Genomic DNA, 21750 nt, shown 5'->3' on the forward strand with positions numbered 1-21750 from the left:
CCCCGACACCCGCCCCGAGCCCGCCGGGTAGCAGACCGGCCGCGGCGTTCTCCATGCCCTCCGCGATGCGGGCGTGGATGTGGTCGTAATGGTCAGGCTTCTGCCACAGCGAACCCTGCGGATCGACGATGCCGGTGCCCATCAACGCCTGCCACACCTGATCGCCGAGCGCCTTACCCTCCGGCGTGTTGTGGTTCGGGATCATGATGTCCAGCGCCCGCCCCGACGGATGATCCGGGTGCGGATCCTGCCGGTAGCCGCCGATCTCGGTGATCTGCGGGAACATCTGCCCGATCAGATCGTTGAGCGCCGCCGCGGCCGGAACCAACCCTTCATCGCTGAACCGTGCAGACCGCCCGCTGCCCACCATCAACGGCGAGAGCGCCGCCGAGGTGGCGCCGCGGCCACCCTTGAGCTGCTTCTCCGTGAACGTTTGCAGCGCCGCGACCAGCGTCGTGTTCGACGAGTCGAGGACCCCGCTGTAGCCGCCGCCGGTCAACACCTGCTCGACCAGCTCCGCGATCGCGTCGCCGCCGAGCGCATTCCTCTTCTTGTTCCGCGCCGACGCGATCGCCTTCACAACCGGATCGTTGGCGTCCAAACCGAGCCCCACCAGGCCCGCGAGGTCACCGGTGCGGGCGAACTCCGCGAGCGGACCCGCGAACGTCGACGGCGACCGCCCACCCGACAACCCCGACGTGCCGACACCGCTCATCAACGGCTGCAGCTGCTGATGGAGCTGCTCAGTGAAATACTGCGCCGGGTCCGCCCCCAAGAACTTCTCCGGGTCACCGCCGAGCGCCTGAATCGCCGCCGCCGCCATCTCATAACCCGGGTGCCGCGGCTTCAACGGCGTCCCGAACGGACCCATGCCGCCGCCCGTCATGCCCGGCATCCGCCCCACCGCGGAGCTGGTCAACTGCGATAACGACTGTGCCGTCACGTTCAGCGGCGCATTCGCGGCGCCCTTACCCAGCAGCAGATCGCGGATGTCTCCGAGCAAATCGAGTACCGGATCGTCGCCCGGCATTCCGGGGCCGGGCAGCGCACCAGTTCCGAGGTGCACACCGCCGTCGGCGTAGCCGCGGCGCGACAGCCCCGGCCGGAACCTCGAGTTCAGGTTGTACAGCCAGTTCGGGCCGAGCGCCCGCATCGCCTCCGGGATGATGACACCCTCACCGCCCGACATCGGCCACAACATGTTGTCCACGCCCGGGCTGTAGCCGGGCAGGACACCGCCGTCAGCGCGGCCACCGAGCCGCGGGTTCGTCGTGTCACCCGGAAACGCCTGAACAGTGATCGGCGCCCGCAGCTGCTCCAGGCTGATCGGCTGCCCGTTGTACATGTACTGCACGTTGATCGCGACCTGCCCCGACGGCAGATCCCGGATCGTGTAGCCGAGGTTCTTGACCTTCTCGATCGCCTCCGGCGTGTTCTCCTTGAGCACCACCTCACCGGTCGGAAGGGTCGTGATGTCATTGGCGAGTAAATCCATGTTGGCGCGCGCTGTCGCCGCCTTGTCGGCGATACCGGCCAGCGCCGAGTCGATGGCGGGTAGGTTCCGCAGCTCCCCGCCGCTGCCCATGCCGACACCGGCGGCCGGGCCTAGTAGCAGGCCGCGGACCGAGGTCGGGCCGGCCGGGTTCGGGGTGCTGAGGTTCGGCGGCGATACCGCCGGGCCGGGCGTGATGGGCCGGTCGGTGCTGATCGCCGGGACCGAGGGGGGCCGGTTGTCGAGGAACTCCTGGTTGGCGCGGCGCGCGTTGTCGATCATGTTGGCCTGGTTGATGAACACCTGCGCCAACGTGACCGCCGCGCCGGCCAGCGTCCCGAACGCCATCCCGACCGGGCCGGCGACCTGGAATCCGGCGGCCGCGCCGCCACCCAACGTCAGCAGCGCCGACGTGCCGCTGGACGGCTGGGTGCCGTCGGTGGGCTGGGTGATGATCCCGCCAGCGGCGCCCGCTACGCCGAGCATCCCCAGCTTCCCGAGGACCCCGCCGCCGCCCTTCTTCCCCAGCTTGCCGTCGATCCCGCCGAGCGCGGTCGACACCCCGCCCAGAGCACCCAACAGGCCGGTGAACGCCCCCATCGTTTTCCACGCAAGGAACCCGACTGTGATGGCTTCGATGCCGCCCGGCAGGCTGTTGACGACATCCAGAAGCCCGGTCAGCGCGGGCAGCAGCACCGCCGTCCACTGCTTCGACGCCTCGTACACCTCCCGCAGGACCGGGCCGAGCTCACGCAGCACCCCCGCCCACTGATTGAGCTGCTCACGGCCCTCCGCGAAGAACCGGCCGAGGCGGTCCTGCCCCTCCACCGACCCGGTGAACTCCGCCAACGCGGTCGTGCCGCGCTCCAACGCCGCCAGCAGACCCCCGTCGTCGGCGCCGGCCGCTTTCGTCAGGTTCGTGATGATCTTCCCGACGTTGAGGAACGACTCCCCAAGCTGCGTCGTGCCGGTCAACCCCTGATCAATCCACTTGTCGAGGTTGCCGTTCTCCACCGACCGGGTGATCCAATTGTCGAAGCGGGTCGATACCGCTGTGAGGCCGTCGGCGAGGCGCGGCAGAAAGTCGGTGCCCTCGGCGGTGAGCTTCCCGAACCCCGAGACCAAAGGTTCGATGGCTGCGTTCGCCCGGGTCTGCGCCTCCGCCGTGTTCCCGAAAATCTTGTCCAGCATCGACTGCGACGAATCCAGCCCGCCGACCCGGCCAAGTTCTTTGAACGTCTTGTTCCACGCGGACCCGACCTGCGCCGTGCCGCGGGTGAGGGTGGGCATCGTCTTGTCAGCGAGGTCGGTGAACGTCTTGTCGACGCCCTCGAACATCGTTTGAGCTGTGGCTTTCTGCAGCTCTTTCCACGGTCCCTGTGTGAACGCACTGAACGCCTTGGCGGTGTCCACCGCGGCCGGCGCCATATCTTTGAGCTGTTCGGCGACCTTCTCCAAGTCCTTCGGGTCTCCGGACGCGGCGGCCTCGTTGAGCGCCTTGACGGCGTCGCCCATGCCCTGGAAGCCGATCGCAGCGGTGCCGAAGGACGTGGCCATCCCGGCGAACATCGCAGGTACCACCAGGCCCACCTGGGTGAGCTGCTGCAACGCCCCCGTCAACTCCGTCGCCGCGGTGGCGATCGCGGGCCAGGAACCGACACCGAGCGCGGCCGCGTTGAACACCGCCGCCCCCAACGGACCCGACGTGAAGCGGCCGCCACGGCGGCTGAACCCGCCGCCGCCACCACCACCGCCTGCGCCGCCGCGGCCGGGCGGTCCGCCCAACGGTGCGGCAGCATTCGCCGCACGCGCCGCCGTGTTCGCCGCCAACGCCACCGTCTGCCGCTCAATCGCCCGCGTCACCGCCGTGACAGCACCGACCTCCAGTCGGCTCGCCGCCTGCGCTTTCGCCGCGTTGCGGGTGTGCTGATCGCCGATCTCATCGAGGCGCTCGAGGACAGCCGTATAGGCCGCTGACTGCTTCGTCGTTTCCCGCTGCGTGGTGCGGGTGGTGTCGCGGACGTCGCGCTCCACCTCGTTGAGGCGGCGACTGAGGTCGGCCAGCACCGGCGCGATAGCGCGCTGCACCTGCGCCATCGCCTGCGCGGGGAGCGCCGACCCGTCGATGGTCAGATCAAGACGAATCGATCCGACGGGCGTGGTCACCGGTTCAAGTTACGAACCGCTGGTGCAGCTACTTTTTGCCCTTTGGGGCTGTTTTCCGGGCTTTCGCTTCGGCTTCGAGCCGGTCTAGCAGCGGCTTGGAGATGGCGTTGACCAGGTCGCCCTGCGGGTCAGTCACCTCAGCCGGGTAGCCGTCCGGCTGAATCGACCGCATGAGGAACCGCTGAAACGACTGCGACGACAGGTGCGTCGACAGAAAATAGCGGGCGTAGAACGACTGCTCGTTCGGGGTGGATCCGGGGCCGGCGCCGATACCGAGGCTGGTGACGGCGGACTGGGCGGGGACACGGAACGCGAGCAAGTCGCCGTGGAACTCGACGTGGTCGTGTTCCCAGTCGGGTTCGGCCGACCAATCGGGTTCGGCCGGGTCTTCGGGCTCGCCGTCTGCGTCTTCGGGCTCGTCGGTTTCGTCGGCAGGTTCCGGCTCGTCATCGATCGGGTAGCTGGGCGGCGTGTGATTGCCATCCGGATCGGGGCTGTGAACCTCAGCGCGGACCGGTTCGATTTGATCGGGTTCAGTGTTTTCGGCCACCTTGGTGGCGTCATCCGAGGCATAGATTGTCATGCCCGCAGAGTGCCAAGCCAGTGTGCAGTCAGCGCATCTGTGCAGCGACCCGGGTGCCGGCGTTACGCAGGAACGGCCGCGCCCTGGTGCCCGGGTGGCGGACCAGTTTCGCGAACACCGTCCGGCCGCCGATCTGAAACCGCAAAGCCTGCGCCCGGCGCGGCCGGATCAGATGCGGGCGGGTGCCCTCATGCACGTACAGCGCATAATCCGCCGACGCGTGGACACTGCCACTGACCCGCCGGGGCCCGACGACCCGCGTCGCACCCTCACCCACGCTGCGGCCCAGATTCCCGGTGCGCACCGGCACATCAGCGCGGGCCTGCGTCGCCGTCCGACGCTTCCACGACGCCATCCGGCGCCGCGCATGCGCGGTGGTCTGCCGGTCGAACTCGACGTCATGGATCTCGACGCGCGCGCTAACTCCCACCGGTGACCTGCTGCCACAGCATCTTCAACCCGTCGCGGCCCGGGGTTTCACCCTCCTCGTCGAGCGGCACGTCGATGCCCTGCCGGGCCAGGAACGACAGCCATTCGTCCTTCGACGCGTTACCCGCCGGCGGTTCGTCGGGATAGAGCTCTTGGACTGAAGCGGGGGGAGGCGGTGGTTCGTCGCTCGGTGGTTCGTCGACATCGGCTGGCATCGCCACATGGACATGCGCCCCCGCCCGATGATCATCGACCACCTTGTAGATGCCCTTCGCGACGCGGCGGCGCACCACATCAGTCACCTCCACCGTCATCTCCGACCCACGCGTCAAACCCACCACCGAATCGACAACCCGAACAGTCACCCGATTACCCATCATCAAATCCCTTTCTCAGATCTGCACATACGCCATGCCCGTCCACGCCACCACGCCGCCCTCCGGGCCCTCCGGGCCCACCGGGGCGACCGTGTCCGTGGCCACCGCCCGCTCCTTGCTGCGCAGGCAGCGGACCGCCCGCATCACCCGCTCCAACCGCCACGAATCGTCCAAACTGATCTGCGCCTCCTCGGCGAGCAGCGGCCAGTTGCACTCCGAATCCATGGATGTGCACCGCGCTACCCCCACCTCCACCGCCAGGACGGCGAACGCGTCGGCGTTGTCGCACGGCCCGTCACCGACGAACGCGGCCGGGAAGTCAGGTGTCCGGGATCGGTAGCGGCGATCGACCCGCACCCACAGGAACATCGCCTCCTGTGCCAACTGTGGATCCCAGGCGGGTAGCGCCCCGTCACCGGCGAACATCCGCACCACGTCGATACCGCCGCCGACCGGCGGGCAGTCACTGTCGGCCCTGAACGCGGCCCGCATCGCATCCATGACGGTGTTGACCACGTCGATCGCCGGGTCTAAACAATCCGGGGCCGTCACCTCACAGCACCTCGGGTGGCTGAGTCAGGCTGTGAGGGTTGACCGCGGCCAGCCACTGGTCGATCTCCCGCAGCCCGGTGCGCCGCGACGCCAGGATCTTCGCGGGGTCGAACGTCTTCGACACACCCTGACGGGATGTGCCGGTCAGGTTCGCCGGGATGCGGCACTTCCCGGTGTCGCCGCACCCGGCGATGAACTCTTTCGCCAACTGCCCCACCAGCGCGGAGACCCCCGCCGGGGGCGCCACACCGCGGTGGTAGGTAACCGACCACGTACCCGGCTCGCCGAGGGGCCGGCCGAGGTCCTGGCTGGGCCACGAATCGTCCACCCGGTACAAAACGTCGCCCTCCAGCACGTACTGGTCGGCGGGCAAAACGTCACCGTCGATGGTGACGGTGATGGGGGTGTCGTCGGTGTGCGGGTTGGCCGGGCCCGGCAGATGCGCCACCCGCGGCCCCGCGACAGCGCAGGCGCCGGGCCCGCAGCCACACGGCTGATTCGACCAGCCGCCATCAAGCCACGCCAGAACGTAGGACTCCCGCCGCGCCGGCCAACACGGCTCCTGCCCGCAGGGGCGGACGGTGACCGGGCAGACACCGAACTGCCGCCCGGACAGCGCCCACAGCACGTGCACGGCGAGGTCCTCGGCGTTGTTCCGCTGCGCCAAAGCCGTGTCGTAGGCGGCCTGCTCCGCGTCGGTGGGATCCTCACCCAGCTCGGGCAGCGGATGGGCGGCGTCAAGGCATGATCTGTCGATCGGCCATGAGCACGTCATGGCGGTGACGGTAGCCAGCCGGGGTGCTCCCAACGACGAACCGCCCCGAGGCCGCTAGGGCACCCGGGGCGGTCCGTTCGTCTACCTCTTACAGGGCGGTTACCACCGCGGTGCCGCCCGTCAGCCCGCTCGAATCGGCGGTCAGGACACCCAGCGACGGATCCAACGTGACGACGTAGTCGCCCGCAGTGCCCGACACCTGCACCTGACCCACCTCGACGCTCGACAGAGCCTCGACCGCGGACTGCACAGCCGCGGGCAGCGCATCGAACGCGATGTCGGCGGTCTCGTCCGTACCGACCAGCAACGTGAAGTTGCCCGACGTCGCATCGTTGACCACCGTGTAGCCGACACCGTTGCAGATCGGCTGATCCGGCGCCACATCCACAGCCTCAGCCCCGAAGTAGTCACCGGTGTCGAAGATCGACTGGACCGCCAACTCGCACGCCCCGTCAGTTTCCATCGGAGGCTCCACCGTGGTGCGGAAGAACGTGAACTCACGCTTCTTCAACACCGGCACCAGCAGACGGCCCGGCGTTCCCGAACCATCGATGGCAGCCACGTTGTACGGGCCGCGACCCCAATGCGGGCCCGGGATCGAGATACCCGACAGGGTCATGTTGGTGATGCCGGCGGTGACCGGGAAATTCCCCGTCACCCATTCCTTGCCGAACATCAGCAGGTAGCCGTAGGTTTTCCCGGATCCCTGCACGGAGAAGATCGAATCGGCGGGGTTGTCGAGGCAGTCGTCTTCGGAGCTGCCGCCCGTCCAGATTTCGAGCGCCACACCGTAGTCGGTGTCCACCTCGCGCCCGACGGCCAACCCGACGACGTTGTCGTCGTAGTCCAACACCTTCTCGTTGAGGCTGTTGAACAGGACGGAAAGTTCGGCGTCGACGCCACACAGCTGCAACGACAGGTTGTGCCGTTTGATCTCGGGTGCGGTGGTGTCGGCGAAACACACCTTCCCTTCGGCGTTGAGCTGTTCAAGCTCCTCACGCTGCTTCAGTTCGGGTTCGGGGGTGAACTCGATGAAGCCTTTCGTGACGATGCGGTTTCTTGGTCCTTCGATCGGCTTGCCGCAGGCGTCGACCTTCGTCGCGCGCAGTGCGTAGCCCTTTACGACTGGAATAGCGCCGGCCATGATGCTGGCTGTCCTCCTGCTGTCAGGCGCTGCGCGCCGCTGGTCAATCCGGTCTCCGAGGCTGAAACGGACAGTAGGACGGGCGGGTGCATCACGATCCGAAGTGCAACACCCGGGTGATGGTCAGGTATCGCCGTCCAGTTCGTGCTTCTCTCGGCGCGCCGCGGCCGCTGCCTCGCGGAGCTTGCGGGTCTGTTCGGCATCGGCGGGGAGCAGCGGAATCGCCTCCACCCACGCTTCGATGAGCGCGTCCTCGATGCGGTCCCGGCGCTCGTCGCGGCGCTTGAGCTTCCGCAGCTCCTCCTGGCACGACGAGCAATCCTTCTTTACCTTCAGGAAGTCGCCTTCGAGGTTGCGGAATCTGTCCGTGGAGAACTCGAGCGCTGCTTTCGCTTCGGCGAGTGCGGTACGCCGCGAGATCTCCTCAGCCTCGACGATCACCTTTGTGGCGGTGGCCCGATTCACCTTGAACATGAAAAACCCGGCGATCAGGGATGACGGGATCGCGGAGCCGGCCAGGGCCAGCAGGATCGTTCCAGTGACGCTCATTTGTGCCACCCGTGCTTCCTGGTGGCTCGATGCAGCGTTTCGCCGCGCCACAATTTCCGGCCGGTCTGCAACGCGAGGAACAGGCATCCCAGCACGTACGGGGCGAGCGCGAAGACGGAAAAAGCCGACGCCCCCCAGTGGGTGGCTTGGATCGCCGATATCTCGTAGTAGAGCAGCGCGAAGAACATCGTCACGTAGCCGCCGAGCTGCAGCCATAGGCCCATGTAGTCGCGGAACAACATCGGGGTACTCATCTGGGCGATGGGGGTGCCGCCGCGTCGCATCATCAGCCCGGCGAGGACGGCTGCGGGGCCGGGGATGTGCATCCAAATCCAGATGTTGTACCAGGCCTCCCCCATGACGGGGTAGACGAACTGGATCGGTGCGGAGAAGAACGTGCCGTAGATGCCCCAGCACAGCAGGCCGATGAAAAACGGCCAGACGAACAGCCGAACAGTTTCGGAGTCGAGTAGCGCCCAGAAGCGGCGGACCGCTTTCTGGATCGGCTCAGGCATCCCGATGGGGTTCAACGGCCTTGGACAGCGACGCGGTGCCACGGTTCGCCAACCCGGCCGACGCGACCGACGTCAGCAACGACAGCGCCGCGCCGCCCGCGGTCAGCCCCGACACCGTCTGCCAGTCGACCGTCCACACGTTGATCGCGTCGCCGCCGAGGGCCAGGACCGCTGCCTGGGCGGCCGACTTCAGCGCCCGTTCGGTGGCGTCCCTCCAGAAGGTCAGCGAGTAGATCGTCACGACGCCGCCTTGATCGCGGCGAGGAGTTCAGCTTTGTTGCCGTACTCGCCCGGGTCGAGGCCGTGCGCGGCTGCGTACGCGTCGAGCTCGGGACGTTTCCAGTCGTCGTCGGGGTCACCGTCAGGCCACTGCTGCGCCACGACCGGCTCGGCAGCGGCGTCGAGCAGCCCCGCTGCCCGCGCGAACTCCTCCGGCACGATGTACGCCACCCGCGGACGCGTCACCTTCGACACCTGATCGGCCGGCGCGTGTTCCAACAGCCGAGCTAACCCCACACCCCGGACAGACGGATCGACGAACTCGATCGTCGCAACCCCATCCTCGACGACACTCTCCACACCAGCAGGCATGAACCCTTCTCCCTCTACTGGATTACGGCCGCGCCGACGGCCGCCTCGTACCCGATGACCAGCGACCGCTCCGCGATCGCCTTGAACAGGTTGTGCTCGAGCTTCACCGCGTCGTGGACCTTCACGTCGGTGCGCCACCCGAACAGCGGGCTTGTGGCGACCAGCGTGTTCACCAACCCGGCGACGTAGCCGCCGCCGAACACCCACTGATGACCCATCGGCGATTTCAGCACCGAACCAGACCTGACGATCAGACCCTTGTCGGCGGCGACCGCCGCCCACTGCGCACCCGCATGGATCACGCCGAGGGTGTTCGTCTTCGCCAGCGCGCCCTCCAACACGCCCAGCGCGGCAACCAGATCGTCAGCCGCGGTCGCCGCGCCCGCGTCGCTGAGCAGCCGTTCAGCGACCTCCGCTTCGGCCTGGTTCGGTTCCTGCAGACGGTGAACCTGTTCAGCGCGGGCCCGGACCTCGTCTCCGCTGCGGCGGGTCAGGTCACACTCGTCAGCCGCCCACGTCGTCAACGCGACGAACGTGTCCAGCGACTCGGGGCGATCCCCGGCGTCCTTGACGTCTCCGACATCGAGGTCTTCTTGCAGGCCGCACCAGTCGGCCGCCCACACCCCGAACGAATCCTCGCCGCCGTAGTTGAACACCCGAACATCGACACCCCCGCCGAGCCAGCGGGGCCGCCCGTCCACATCGGTCTGCCACGCGACCGCGGCGAACAGTCCGTTCGGTGACGGGTTGACCAGCGGGGCATCAAATTTGACGGGTTGAAAAACGCTCGTCACGCCGTGCTCCTCTCAGTGCGGGGAGGCTGGCGGTGCTACCGCCTCGGAACACACCGCCAGCCACGTCCACTGCGTCCGACCCCCGCGGTTAGGAGACGGCCGCGTCCGGGATGGTGCCGCCGGTCAGGTCGGTACCGTCCACCGTCAGCGCGCCCAGCGCGGACGGGTAGGTCACCACCCACGGGGTGCCGGGTCCGGGGCCGCCGGTGACAGTGAAGTCGGCGGCGTCGTAGCCGTCGTCCAAACCGACCAGCGCGGTCTTCACCGCTGCGGCATTCGCGTTGTAGGCGATGTCGGTGCTGTTACCAGCCAGCGTCGCCTCGAACGTTCCGCCATCGGGTGTGCCCGTGATGGTGATCGTCGCCTCCAGCGACTCCACCTCGGTGCCGTAGGTGCAGACGATCTCCTCGCGGGCACCGACAGCGCCGTTCACGCACAGCGGGATCCGGATCAGATGCGACGGGTCGCACCGCTTACCGACCTGGAATTCGTCCTCGACGAATCCCTCCAACTGCCGGTTCTGCCGCACCAGGTCGAACGGCATCTGAACACCCAGCGTGATGACGTTGTTCAGCGCCCGCCAGAACGTGCCGGCTGGGTACAACACGACGTCGACGTGGTCGGGCCACCAGCTGGTGTCCTCATGTCCGGGCTGCCCGGTGGTCAGCGACTGCCAGCGGCCCTCGTACTGCAGGTAGATGCCGCGGTCGGCCAGCCAGCGGTCGACATCGGCGTCGGTGACGTTGAGCACGTCGAGGCCGTCGCGGGACGCCAGGTCGGAGCGCAGCACGTCCCGGAACCAGATCGGGGCGATGCCCTCGACCGTGGTGGTGCGGCGCTGGATCTGAATGTTCCGCGCCCGCACATGCAGCCCGTTGAGGATGCTCGTCGTCGCGCCCAGCACAGCGTCGGTCGGAACGACCTTCGCGACACCCGACACGGCCAGCACCTTCAGCAGCGACTTCGCCGAGATGCGGTACTGGTGCTCCACCATGAACTCGTCGAGGAACTTCTTGACCAGCTCCGGCCACGCCCGCTTCTGCAGGATCCCGGATTTGACGCCCCAACCGATCGCCTCGAGCCGGTACTCGACCATCTCGGGCGGGCACGGGATCTCGACGATGTTCTTGATCGCCGTCGGCACACCCTCGCCGTCGACCGCTTCCAGCTCAGGTTCGGTGAAATGGAACCCGGTCTGCAGCTCCGAGAAGTCCGGCTCGGCGGGGAAGATGACGCCGCCGCGGGGCAGCCGCTTCTCCGGGAACGACAGCAGCCCGATCGCCGGCCGGGTGGGGCAGAAGTCGTACTCCTGCTCCGAGGGGGCGCACCAGCCACCGGCAGCGACCAGCACTCCGGCGTTGACCTTGCCGTGGTCGGGGATCTCGGAGGTGATGCGGTCGAGGTCGGCGTAGAACTCCTCCGCCGTCTCGTGCACCGGCAGGTCCGGGCGTTCCATCGTGGCCAGCACGGTGCGGGCGTCCGGGTTGATGCCGGTGAACTGCCCGGTCGAGCAGATACCTTCGGCGATCGCGGCAGTGTCGACGAGCTGGCCGCCACGCTCGGCGAAGTTCGGGGCGGACGCGACGAGCGCCCACCGCTTCGCCGGGTCCACCTGATCGGAGGCGGCGGGGGCGGGGGGTGCGCTGTTGCGGGTGTGCGCGGCGAAGCTGCGTTTCCCCTTCACAGCTGCGGCCGCCAACTCGGGCTGGGCGGCCTGCTCGGTGGCAGCCTCAGCTTCGGCGACCACCTCGGCACCACCGTCGCCGCCGTCGCCACCGTCGTCGTCGGACTCGTCGGCTTCGGGCTCCGGCTCAGTCTCCTCGGCCTTCGGCTCGGGCTTCGGTGCGGTCGCCTTCCGCGCACGCTCGATCGCTCCGGCCAGTTCGTCGGCGGCGGACTTCTCGGCAGCCTCGGCGGTTGCTCGCGCCTCGGTGGTCTTCTCGAAGAACCCGGTGAGGTCGCCGAGGCGGGTGGTCTGCTCGGCGGACAGCTCATCGCCGGCGTCGGCGATGGCCAGGTACTTGTTGATTTCTCGTTCCGCCTGCTCGGCGAGCTCGGTGAGTTCGGCGACGGTGGCGGGCAGCTGTTCGGGCAGCTGATCGGGCAGCTTCGGCACTGCAGTGCTCCTTCTTGGAGTGATGCTTCTGTGGTTGTCCGATCGCTCCCCGGCACATAGCGCATGGCAGGAACTCTCTGATCACGAAAGCTAGAAACCGGGGGTGCAGCGGGGTCCGAAACGCGGTATTCTCAGCAGGTGCCCAGGTGGGGCGCGGACCGATGTATCCCCTCACCGAAAGGCGATCTCATGCAGCGAGTCACGATCGGCCGGTACCGCGAAATCCCCGCCGACATTCCCCGGCAGGAGAACTTCGTCCCAGCTCAGGACGCCTACTCTGGATGGATCGAAGGTGTCCGCGATGACGGCACCGAATGGATTCTGTTTCTCGATTCCGAGGGCAGCCCGTCTGTCTACTGGCCGAACCGTGAGGCCCGTTCAGTAGAACCAGATGGTGGCGCGGTTGTCGGGGATCCGGTTTTCCTGACTGAGGATCCAACGCTCGCCGGGCCGTTATCTCAGCGGTAGAGGGTTTGGATGGTGGAGCCGACGATGCCGGAGTCGTGGCGCGCGTTCTTCGCCTCCAGCGGCGTCGAATACGTCACCGACTCCATCCCTGACCCGGCCGGGAAGATCAGCTGATAGCCGGCGATTTCGCGGCCTGACGCTGTCCGTTGGCCCGCGCTTTTACTGCCTCTGCAGTTACACCCCATCGGGGACGTCCCTTTCCGCTCGGAGCTGGTCAGTGCTTGCCTGGGTGCTTGCCGGTCGCGATCCGGTGAAGCGTCGCGCACAGCCCGTCGATCTGGTTCGGCGGCAGCGGCGCGTCACCGTCCTTCACGACGGCCTTCTGGATCGCGCGGCGGCACCGATAGAAGTCGTTCGGGGTGCCCCACTTGATCTTGCTCCGACCGCCGGCGCCGGTCGTCCAGTACGCCAGCAGCTGCGGCGGCAGCCGCGTCGCCGCGAACTCGTGGAACGCGATCTGCCCGCTCGTGTCCTCCACAGTCGCCCGCGCCCGCTCCAGCACCGCGCCGCGGCGGGCCGCCAACGAATCCGCCGCCACCTCGCGTGCCCGACCGACTGCCGCCGCCCGCTGCTGCGACAGCTCCGCCCGCTGGTGGTGTTCGTTCAGCGCCTCCACCATCGCGGTCTTGATGTCGTCCAGTGACAGATGATCGATGCCGCCCGCGGTGGTGAACGGCGACGGGCCCAGCGATGCGACCAGGCCGTACTCGCCGCGCGTGTCGCCTGCGCACAGGAACCCCGGCGTGTTCACACTCAGCACCGCGACGAGCTCGTACTGGCCGCCGTAGGGCCGCCAGTCCCCGGACAGCGGCGCCGCCATCGCCATCTGCACCTGCTCGGGCGACGCCCACGGCGCCACCACACCCGACACCCAGATGCCGTGCCGGTCCTCACCGGCGCGGACCAGCGCCCAGCAGTGAGCGGCGTTGTCGTAATGCGCCATCGCCGCCGCGTTCGAGATCCCGGTGGTGGGGGCGTGCCCGATGCCCACCGTGAGGCGCCCGACCGGCACGCTGCCGCCATCGGACAGTTGCACGGGCGGGCTGGAATGGAAGTGGGCGTACCCGGCGCGGGACCGCGGCGGCTTCATGTGGCCGAGACCGACACTGCGGTGCCGATCCTTCCAACACGCCAAATGCCCGAACACGTGCCCGTCCTCGGTGATCGTGATCCGCGTCGGACCCGCCAACCCCGGGTCGGCGAACAGCTGCGGGTCATAGACCGGCGGCGCGAACGTCGCCGCGGCCGCCGCGACCAACGCCCGGTCCAGCGTTTTACGGCTGTCATCCAACGCGAACGTCGTCTGCCCGAACGCCGGGATCGACACCAGCGTCGCCGCCAACACCTCCACGTTGCGCGACGTCACCAACTTGCGCCGCTCCGGGTCGAAGTTCTGCTCCGTCACCCGGGTGCCGTCCTCGTAGGCCAGGACATCCTCGGACATGTAGTCGATCGACGGTTTGACGACACCATGCTCCACCAGGTCGATCGCCTCGGCGGCGTTCGTGCTGTTCAGAACGTAGCCGGATCCGCGGACCTCCCCGACCTCGTTGACCCCGATCTGTTCGATGACCCCCACGACGACCGCGTCGTCGTGGCCGCCTTTCGACTTCTCACACCACCGCAACGGCATGGGTGTGGACCGGAACCGCATCTCGGTGTCGGCCGACAGGACACGCCCGTCTGAGGTGGGGGTGCCGACGACGGCGAACAGCACGTCCGTGAACGTCCGATACGTGTCCTGCTCGGCCATCGTGTGCTCCTCTGGTGTTGCGGACGCGACCCGTCCGATCCCGTCGTCGTCGTCGCGGGCGCGCACGTTCCCGACGCGCTTGCGGCGCTCAATTTCCTCTTGCTGGGTGCGGCCGTCCCGGTTGATCGCCACGGAGTCGCGGCCGTCGAGGCGTTCGGTGTGCCGGTCCACTTCGTCGGGCAGCGGCTCATCGTGGGCGAGGATCCCGAGCCGGCATCGGCAGTTGAACCGCTCGGCCGGGGATGCGGTGGGGTCACCCGGGTAGGCGAGTTGTTCGGCGCCGATGGTGAAGTGTCCGTTGAGCGGCGCCCGCTGCCCGTCACCAGCCCAGTGCGACGGCCGCGTTTTGCCGTCGATGGTGGCGATCCACACCTTCTCGAGTTCGGGGGCGTCTTCGGACTGTTGCGCGGCGATGAGGACGGCGTGGTTGAGGACACCGGCGGCCTGGTATTTCTCGGCGTCGGTGACGGCCCGCACTGCTGGGGAGTCGACGTCGAGGACCTCGGCGGCGATCTCCGGCGGGGACAGCGGTGGCGGCTCCGCGCCGCGCGGGGCGTCGGTGATGTCCGGCTGCGGGGTGTCGGCGAGTTCGGCGGCGAGTTTCTCACTGACCCGGCCGGGGATCGTGTAGGCGGCGGGCCGGCGCGCGGCGACGAAGTCGGTGGCGTGCTCGCCGACGCCGGGTGCGGCCTGCACGCGGGCCACACTGTTGGCGACCTGGTCGGGTGTCATGTCGGCGTGGCGGGCGACGATGTCGAGCACGGCGGCGTCGATGCGCGACGGAGGCGCATCCGGCGGTTCGCGGTCACTGCCGGGGAGGTCAGGAATGTTGATCTCGGCGCCGAGGCTGTCGGAGGCTTCGACGAACGCCGCCGCCCACAACGCCAGCAGCCCGGCGAGGACGACCTGCTCGGCGTGTTCCTCCCACTGCGCCTGGGTTTCACCGACCGCGTTGGGGTCCGGCGGGGGCGCGGCGGCCGCGGTCAGGCCGACCGCTGCGCGCGCGGCCGGTAGCCAGCGGCGCAACGCCTCCCGGTACAGATCAGCGATCGCCGCCTCAGCGGAGATGATGCGCGACAACGCCTCACCCGGATCAGGCCACATCAGAGCCACACCACCGCAGCGACGTTGATCAACATGTGCAGGATGTTGTCCGCTGCGATGAGCAGCCAGAACGACAGCCACGGAGGCGTATCATCCGGATAGCCGGTCGCGGTATGACCAGGCCGGAACGCGAATGGTGCGAACTGGTTCTTGAACCACACCAGATGTCGGGCGAGGCGGTGGCGGTCGATGACGGCGTGAGTGCCGACGATCACCAGCAGCGCCACCGGGGACTGCGTGATCAGCAGGAACGGCAGCCCGTAGGTGACCGCGTGCGCGATGGCCGGCCACCACCGCTTCGTCTTCTCGACCGCCATCCAGTGCGACTGGATCACGTAGTCGCCCACCAGGTGTGCGAGTCCGGTCAGCGCGATTGCTTCGGCGATGCCCATCACATGACCTGTCCGTCGACGAGTTGGGCGGTCAGCTGCGCGCGGGCCCGCTGCGACACGGCCAGCCGCACCTGATCGGCGTCGAAGCCGTACCGGCCTGCCAGCTCGTCCAGCCCCGGATCCCACCCCTTGATCAGCGCCGCGACTTCGCTGTCTGTGACGGGGCCCATGAACCGGTGGTAGTCGTGGGGTTCGACGTCGCGCAGCCTGGCCCGCATCTGCACGTCGTTGGTTTTCACGCGCCGCTTCCCCGCCATGTCCAGCGCGCGCGTGGTGCCCCACGTGATAGCCAGCGACACGGCCGCGTCGGGCCCGGCTGACGCGGCGATCGCGCGCGGCTCCCCGCCTTCGGTGTCGGGTTCCTCACCGCGCTCAGACCCCGACACGTCCCGGCTCGGCACCCGCCGGCCGCTGTCGCCGGCGGGCAGCTGCGCAGCGTTGGGGAACTCCAACCCCTGCGTCCCGGAGAACAGATGCGCGTACATCGGCAGCAGCGCCGGGTTCTTCGTCACCGCGTCCCGGGCGAACACCTTCACCCCCTCCGGGGAGTCCAGGTCATACACCGAGTCCGCCGGAAGGCCGGACGCTTTCACCAGCGCGTCGGAGGTGATCGCGTTACCCGCGAACGCGTCCTTCGCTTCGTCGCTCTTGTCCGGGTCGACCGTCAACTGGCTGGCGTCGTACCACAGCACGTACTTGTCCGGGTCGATGCCCTCCGCGCGAAGCGTGTCCCGCAGCACGTTCTGGTCGACCGCCCCGAGCAGCGTTTCCATCGCGGGTGCGATGTGCAGCTGCACATCGCTGTCACCGATCACGAAGCTCGACCAGTGATTCCCGGTTGACATGCCACGTAGCCGCTCCGGCGACATGTTGACGCCCATCCCGAACCGGTCGATCGCATTGTCACGTTTCTCAAGCTCGGCCTTGGAGAACTCTTTCCCGAAGTCGATGTGCTCGGCGGCGTTCTTCACGTCCGGAACCGAAATCGTGATGGGCACGACGCCGGCCATGTTCTTGGGATCCTTGTGGGCGGTTTGCGCGATCTGCACGAACTGCCGCTGCACAGACGACGCCACACTCTGCGGCGCCGGCGGCGCGGGTGGCGGGTCGCCGGGCTTGCCCGCCGACGTCGGAGCGGCCGCCGACGGCACGTTCGCCTCCGACGAGATCAGGAACACACCCGCGCTGAGCAGCCTCGAGTAGTCGATGTTTTCGATCTTCGCGGTCGTTCGGGCGATCTCCCGTAGAGCCGGCAGGCATGACCGCGCCGGCGACGTCGCCTCCATCGCTTTGCGTGGGTGCGGATTCCACACCCGAATCACGGCGTCGCGGTCCTTGTTGTACTCGTGTTTGCGCCCGTCTGGCAGCACAATGTTCACGGTGTCGGCGCGGGTGCCCTGCTCGATTTCCTCGAGGGTGACGGCGAACCACCTCTCCTCAGTCTCCTGCGACCCGGGGGAGACGGGGGAGACGGGGCGTTGGAGGATCGCGATCCAATGCTCGCCCGGGATCGCGAGGATCCGGATGGACCGTTCGGTGAGTTCGGCCTGGCCGAGGGTGCCTCCCGCCAGGTCGCGGACAATCTCGGCGACCTTCTGCCCCTCGGGGTTGTCGTCGGCGATTCCGCCGGTGGGGCGGCCGTCTTCCCCGATCTCGGAGGCGATCCACTGCACCCGCGAGCACGACGACGCCAGCCAGTCGACGTAGTAGGCGAACTCGCCGACCTCGTCGTAGAGCTCCCACAGTTCGTTCTGCCAGCTCGCCGACCGGCTACCGAACCCGCTGTTGCGGAAAATTTTCGCCGTGTCAGTCACGGGCGCCGACGCGGCGACCAGCGGCGGCGGCGCGGACGCGGTGAGGGCACCCTGCGCGGTCAGCGACCCCTTCAGGCGCTGCACGATCTGCTGAGACGGGGTGGCCACGGTACGGAAGGTAGCCAGCCGGGGTGTCTAGTCGCCCTGCGCGAGGCCGGCGGCCTTGCCGATCACATGCGACGCGGCGAATGCGACTGGCAGCACCCATCCGCCGTGCCAGCCGAGTAGGAATGGCACCAGGTAGATCGCGCCGGCGAGGCTGACCCAGAATCCGACGCACCAGGGGCAGATCACGAAGTCGTAGGTTTTGACGCCGCGAGCAGCACGTTTGCGGTACGAGTCGGCGAGGGCGGGTTGGCTGGCGGCGGAGGCTTCGTCGGATTTCGTCTTCGCCGCTTCGGCGCGCCCCGCGATCCACATGCGCGCCGGTTCGGTGATGGAGTCGGCGTTGATCAGGCGGGTGATGCGCGCCGCGGCGAGCACGTAGATGACGAGGATCAGGACGGTCCATCCGAGGCTGTGATTCATGGGGCGGAACCTAGGCCCGGGTTATGCAAAATATTGCCGTTATTTCTAACGGATCGCCTATTTTTCCTGGTAGACGGTCTTGGTTTCCGTTTCGTGGCGTCCCATTCGCGGCGGCACTTGCGACAGTAGTCGACCCCGTTTCGGCTGTACACGTTGTAGCCGACGCGTTCATGGCCGCACCGCGGGAACGAGTCGACGCGGCCCTTGACTTGCAACTGGTCCAGCATGTCGTCGCGCTGGTGGGTGACCCGCTCCAGCGCGCGCCGAACCTCGGCGAGTTCCCCGCGGGTGGCGGCGTGTTGGCAGCGTTCGGTGCGTAGGTCCCGTTCGAGCTCGAAATTGTCGTCGGACGCGACGGCGGCCATGACGGTGCGGGGGTCTGCGCGGATCGTCATGACGAGTCGGCGGGAGCAGCCGGTGCGTTCCGCGATGTCCTCGGCGGTCAGGCCCGCCATCGTCAGTCCGGCGACGAGGTAGCAGCGGTCCATGTCGGGCATCTCCGTCATGGGGATGTGCGACTTCGGGACCGCGAGGACCGCGGCGACGAGATGTTTGTCGGGCCGCCACTGCAGCAGCTGGTGGGACTGCACGGGCCGGCTCACCAGGGCGCAACCCCCACATGCTGGGCTGTCAGGTACAGCGCGGCCGCGACGGCGGCGACCAGCAGCGCGAACGTGACGAGCACGGCGACCCGGTCACCCGGCAACGGCGGCGGCGTCACACCCGGCACCCGGCACGCATCTGTCCCACGCGCCACAAACTAACCCCGGGGGGTGACCCCCTCAGATTTGTGCGTGAAACCAGACTCTGTGCAGGTCACAGTGCCGTGAAACATTCGAGTTCCCGGCGGGTCACGGTTGTTCGGGAGCGTTCGCGGTAGCCATGTAGACGGTGCAGTCCGGGATGTGGATATAGACGAACGGATCAAGATTCATCCCGTTGTCGATTCCGGGCCGAGGCGCGATGAACGGCTTGCCCTCCCGGCGGCGCGCCTCAATGTAGAACTGGCCCACTGCGATCGGCTGCTGGCATCGGTCGCATTTCACGACAACGGCACCCGAGGCGCGCGGTGATCGTCTTGGTGGACTCCTCGACGTGGTAGGTGACGCCGTCGAGGCAGCGCACCAACGACCCGTCGAACCCGCCGTAACCCGTTCAGATTCGGCTGCACACTCATCACCGCAGTGCGCCGCAACGTCACCTGCCCGCCACCACGATCGTGGTGCTGCCACAACGTCAGAAACTCATCACCCGAGGCCATGCCGACAGTATCGCGCACGCCCCTGACCTACCCGACGTTTCACGGCGCGGCGGCACCCAGCATTGTGCCCATCACGGATGCCCCTACCTCAACAGCGTTCAGGAATGCGAGTAAGTCGCGGTCAAACTCGCTGCATGACATTGACCCTGCCGGGCCCTCGACGATCACGCCGACCAGTTCAGGGAAACGTGCCGTCCGGTCCTGTCGCCGGAAAGTGGGCTGGTCGTTGAATGTCACCGTCACACCCGTGTTTGCCCGCAACACACCCGCCCGCCAACGAAGTTCGTCCATACGCGACCACTCCGGATCGTGCGCGGGATGCGGTGAGACCAACGTGCCGCCGCCACCCTGCGTTTCCATCATCTCGACATCCATCGGTTCCCAAGTAGTCATGCCCGCAGTATCCGCCCGGCCCCCGACTTTTACCCGAGTTGTTGTTCCCACCACGCGCCCTGCGGGGCCGGCGACGTCGAACCGCCCCCGGTGATCGCCGCCAACCTGGGCCGCCCACCCTCCAACACCGCATCGCCCGGTGTGGCGAAGTCCCAGCCCTGACCGATCGAATGCACCAATACGTCATGCCCCACCACCAGCGCGGCCAGCCGGTCCGGTTGATGCTGGCCCGCCTGCCACGTCGTCGCGGCGCGTTCGAATTCGTCGAAGCGGCCCGCCAGCCGGCACGTCCCAACCTCCAAAGCCTGCAGCAACGCCGACGACCGGGCCAGCGCATCACCCCCGCCCCGGCCACTGCCCTTGGGCGGCCACGCCGTCACCTTCACCGGGCGTGACACGCCCTCCGCTTTCAACGCCTCACGCAACACCCGCGAATAGGTTTCCCGGGCGGCGAACGCCTCCACCGCGATCTCACTGGCCCCGACCTGGACGGCGAGTTTCACCGCCGCCTTGGCCCACGCATCCGACGTCATCGGCGCGCTGACGTCCGCGATCACAGCACACACACCCTCGCTGGTGAGGCTCACCGCCAGGATGCCCGCCTCATCACCCTGCCCACTATCACTCGGGTCGACCGCCACCACCGTTTTCACTGCACCCGCCGGCGCACACGGCAACCGCCACGCATCAAACCACGCCTGCTTGATCAAATCACCCTCCGGCGCCGACGGCACCCCCTGATACATCGCGTTCCACGCCCGCTCACCCGACGACCGGCGCCGCGCCGCGAACACCTCCGCCGTGAACCCATTCGCCGACACCATCACAGCCCCCGGCTCACGACCCAACACGTCCGGTATCCCCGGCTGCGCCACAGCCGGAATGTTCGTCCGACGCCACACATCAGGCTCCGTCGCCAACAACATCCCCGCCAAGTCCTGCTCATGCCAGCGGGTGTTGTGGCTAACCAACCCGTTGGCGATGAAGTTTTCGGTGCGATCGACCTGAATGTCGAAAACGTCTTCGACGCCAGCCGGTACGACCTCAGCGACCTCCTCAGGCGTAACGGTCGATGTATTCAGCGGCGGCACGCAGGGCCTCTGAAGACTTTCCGTATCCGACCGCCAGATTGCAGTCGTTGCAGAGCAGACCGCGGATACGTCCCGTGTCATGGTCGTGGTCGACACAAAGCTTGCCGTCCCAATGGGCTCTGGTGTTTCGCGGTGTTGGCACTTCCTTGCAGATGGCGCAAACACCGCCCTGCTCGGCGAAGAGGGCATCGTATCCGGCTTGGTCGAGTCCATAACGGTGTCGCATTCGCCGATCCCGCATGGATTGCGGATTAGTCGAGGGGGGACGGTGACCTGATGCCCATCGAGCTCTTCTGTAGTGGGACATGCACATGCCTTTGCATTTGGCTGGCTCCCCACACCCATCAGCCGAACAGGCGACTCCACGCCATTTACCCCAATGGCCGTCAGGATGACGCTGCCCGGCTTGAGAGAGTCCGTTCGCTGCCACGTCTCGACACCATCCTTGATGGTCAGGAACGGGTGGCGAGCATTTGCCCGTACCGTTCGTCCTGATTTCATCCTAATACGAAACACGTGGTCAGGGCCCTGATTCGCCCAGTTACGAACGGTCGACTTACTCAGTCGTCCCTGTTCATAGGTTGCCACCCTGTCACCAGGACGGATATGTCGTAGGTCTTTCTCCGTGCCATCAGCCATCAGCACTGGCGTGTCACCCGTCATGCACATCACGCAGAGCGCACCCCCACCCGGGTGGATACGGGTCGACAACGTCGACTGCCATTCGTTCCAGATCCGGCGCCGATGCGCCACACTGTCCGCCTCCGCCGCATCCTTGACGATGTCGTCAATAACCATGAGGTGGGCTCCGTGGCCAGTGATCGACGCGTTGATACCGGCCGCTAACATCCCGCCCGCCCGGC

23 protein-coding genes and 1 pseudogene are annotated in these 21750 nt (G+C 67.5%); 1 reads left to right on the forward strand and 23 read right to left on the reverse strand.

Annotated features, from left to right (window positions below; all coding sequences use genetic code 11):
- The 13 genes from BEMPMBAN_RS32835 to BEMPMBAN_RS28190 all read right to left on the reverse strand — a co-directional run.
- A partial coding sequence (locus BEMPMBAN_RS32835; protein ID WP_483238004.1) for a VldE C-terminal domain-containing protein occupies positions 1–3658 on the reverse strand: 3658 nt, incomplete at its 3' end.
- Positions 3659–3686: 28 nt separating this feature from the next.
- Positions 3687–4241, reverse strand: coding sequence for a hypothetical protein (locus BEMPMBAN_RS28135; protein ID WP_159234775.1), 555 nt, complete (start codon positions 4239–4241; stop codon positions 3687–3689).
- A 28-nt stretch (positions 4242–4269) separates the two neighbouring features.
- The gene (locus tag BEMPMBAN_RS28140; RefSeq protein ID WP_200846146.1) at positions 4270–4671 is read right to left on the reverse strand and encodes a hypothetical protein; all 402 of its coding nucleotides are present in this window, start codon (positions 4669–4671) and stop codon (positions 4270–4272) included.
- Positions 4661–5035, reverse strand: coding sequence for a hypothetical protein (locus BEMPMBAN_RS28145; protein WP_159234776.1), 375 nt, complete (start codon positions 5033–5035; stop codon positions 4661–4663). The genes BEMPMBAN_RS28140 and BEMPMBAN_RS28145 overlap by 11 nt, the downstream gene beginning before the upstream one ends.
- Positions 5036–5062: 27 nt before the next feature.
- Complete coding sequence (locus tag BEMPMBAN_RS28150; RefSeq protein ID WP_234897742.1) at positions 5063–5599, reverse strand: hypothetical protein; 537 nt, start codon at positions 5597–5599, stop codon at positions 5063–5065.
- A 1-nt stretch (position 5600) separates the two neighbouring features.
- Positions 5601–6374 (reverse strand): hypothetical protein, encoded by a 774-nt coding sequence (locus BEMPMBAN_RS28155; RefSeq protein WP_159234777.1) that lies wholly within the window; start codon positions 6372–6374, stop codon positions 5601–5603.
- Positions 6375–6462: 88 nt separating this feature from the next.
- Complete coding sequence (locus BEMPMBAN_RS28160; RefSeq protein ID WP_159234778.1) at positions 6463–7518, reverse strand: hypothetical protein; 1056 nt, start codon at positions 7516–7518, stop codon at positions 6463–6465.
- A 123-nt stretch (positions 7519–7641) separates the two neighbouring features.
- Positions 7642–8067 carry a hypothetical protein gene (locus tag BEMPMBAN_RS28165; RefSeq protein WP_159234779.1) on the reverse strand — a complete coding sequence of 142 codons (426 nt, stop codon included), beginning with the start codon at positions 8065–8067 and terminating at the stop codon, positions 7642–7644.
- Positions 8064–8582: a hypothetical protein gene (locus BEMPMBAN_RS28170; protein ID WP_159234780.1), complete on the reverse strand. Its 519-nt coding sequence runs from the start codon at positions 8580–8582 to the stop codon at positions 8064–8066. The genes BEMPMBAN_RS28165 and BEMPMBAN_RS28170 overlap by 4 nt, the downstream gene beginning before the upstream one ends.
- Positions 8575–8823, reverse strand: coding sequence for a holin (locus tag BEMPMBAN_RS28175; RefSeq protein WP_234897743.1), 249 nt, complete (start codon positions 8821–8823; stop codon positions 8575–8577). Before BEMPMBAN_RS28175 ends, BEMPMBAN_RS28170 begins: the two co-directional genes overlap by 8 nt.
- Complete coding sequence (locus tag BEMPMBAN_RS28180) at positions 8820–9173, reverse strand: hypothetical protein (RefSeq protein ID WP_159234781.1); 354 nt, start codon at positions 9171–9173, stop codon at positions 8820–8822. The genes BEMPMBAN_RS28175 and BEMPMBAN_RS28180 overlap by 4 nt, the downstream gene beginning before the upstream one ends.
- A gap of 14 nt (positions 9174–9187) precedes the next feature.
- Positions 9188–9967: a hypothetical protein gene (locus BEMPMBAN_RS28185; RefSeq protein ID WP_159234782.1), complete on the reverse strand. Its 780-nt coding sequence runs from the start codon at positions 9965–9967 to the stop codon at positions 9188–9190.
- Between the two features lie 88 nt (positions 9968–10055).
- Positions 10056–12083 (reverse strand): major capsid protein, encoded by a 2028-nt coding sequence (locus tag BEMPMBAN_RS28190; protein ID WP_234897744.1) that lies wholly within the window; start codon positions 12081–12083, stop codon positions 10056–10058.
- Between the two features lie 189 nt (positions 12084–12272).
- Here BEMPMBAN_RS28190 and BEMPMBAN_RS28195 point away from each other — a divergent pair, with 189 nt between their 5' ends.
- Positions 12273–12551, forward strand: a complete 279-nt coding sequence (locus BEMPMBAN_RS28195) for a hypothetical protein (protein ID WP_159234783.1) — start codon at positions 12273–12275, stop codon at positions 12549–12551.
- On the opposite strand, the gene BEMPMBAN_RS33225 is transcribed toward BEMPMBAN_RS28195, so the two are convergent.
- The 10 genes and pseudogenes from BEMPMBAN_RS33225 to BEMPMBAN_RS28240 form a co-directional block, all read right to left on the reverse strand.
- The gene (locus tag BEMPMBAN_RS33225) at positions 12542–12736 is read right to left on the reverse strand and encodes a DUF7196 family protein (protein ID WP_425295018.1); all 195 of its coding nucleotides are present in this window, start codon (positions 12734–12736) and stop codon (positions 12542–12544) included. The genes BEMPMBAN_RS28195 and BEMPMBAN_RS33225 overlap by 10 nt on opposite strands.
- A 29-nt stretch (positions 12737–12765) precedes the next feature.
- Positions 12766–15408 (reverse strand): structural protein, encoded by a 2643-nt coding sequence (locus tag BEMPMBAN_RS28200; RefSeq protein WP_159234784.1) that lies wholly within the window; start codon positions 15406–15408, stop codon positions 12766–12768.
- Entirely contained in the window at positions 15408–15800 is a 393-nt protein-coding gene (locus tag BEMPMBAN_RS28205; protein ID WP_159234785.1) for a DUF3307 domain-containing protein, read from the reverse strand. Before BEMPMBAN_RS28205 ends, BEMPMBAN_RS28200 begins: the two co-directional genes overlap by 1 nt.
- The gene (locus tag BEMPMBAN_RS28210) at positions 15800–17722 is read right to left on the reverse strand and encodes a hypothetical protein (protein WP_234897745.1); all 1923 of its coding nucleotides are present in this window, start codon (positions 17720–17722) and stop codon (positions 15800–15802) included. Before BEMPMBAN_RS28210 ends, BEMPMBAN_RS28205 begins: the two co-directional genes overlap by 1 nt.
- A 27-nt stretch (positions 17723–17749) precedes the next feature.
- Entirely contained in the window at positions 17750–18142 is a 393-nt protein-coding gene (locus tag BEMPMBAN_RS28215) for a DUF1360 domain-containing protein (protein ID WP_159234786.1), read from the reverse strand.
- Positions 18139–18744, reverse strand: coding sequence for a hypothetical protein (locus BEMPMBAN_RS28220; protein WP_200846147.1), 606 nt, complete (start codon positions 18742–18744; stop codon positions 18139–18141). The genes BEMPMBAN_RS28215 and BEMPMBAN_RS28220 overlap by 4 nt, the downstream gene beginning before the upstream one ends.
- Entirely contained in the window at positions 18741–18899 is a 159-nt protein-coding gene (locus BEMPMBAN_RS28225; RefSeq protein WP_159234787.1) for a hypothetical protein, read from the reverse strand. Before BEMPMBAN_RS28225 ends, BEMPMBAN_RS28220 begins: the two co-directional genes overlap by 4 nt.
- 94 nt (positions 18900–18993) lie before the next feature.
- Complete coding sequence (locus tag BEMPMBAN_RS28230) at positions 18994–19188, reverse strand: hypothetical protein (RefSeq protein ID WP_159234788.1); 195 nt, start codon at positions 19186–19188, stop codon at positions 18994–18996.
- Positions 19189–19442: 254 nt separating this feature from the next.
- Entirely contained in the window at positions 19443–19796 is a 354-nt protein-coding gene (locus BEMPMBAN_RS28235; RefSeq protein WP_159234789.1) for a hypothetical protein, read from the reverse strand.
- Between the two features lie 29 nt (positions 19797–19825).
- Positions 19826–21750: pseudogene (locus BEMPMBAN_RS28240) on the reverse strand (hypothetical protein); the annotation flags it as partial.

Origin of the sequence: Mycolicibacterium austroafricanum, assembly GCF_902705885.1 — a bacterium.
GTDB lineage: Bacteria > Actinomycetota > Actinomycetes > Mycobacteriales > Mycobacteriaceae > Mycobacterium > Mycobacterium vanbaalenii_A.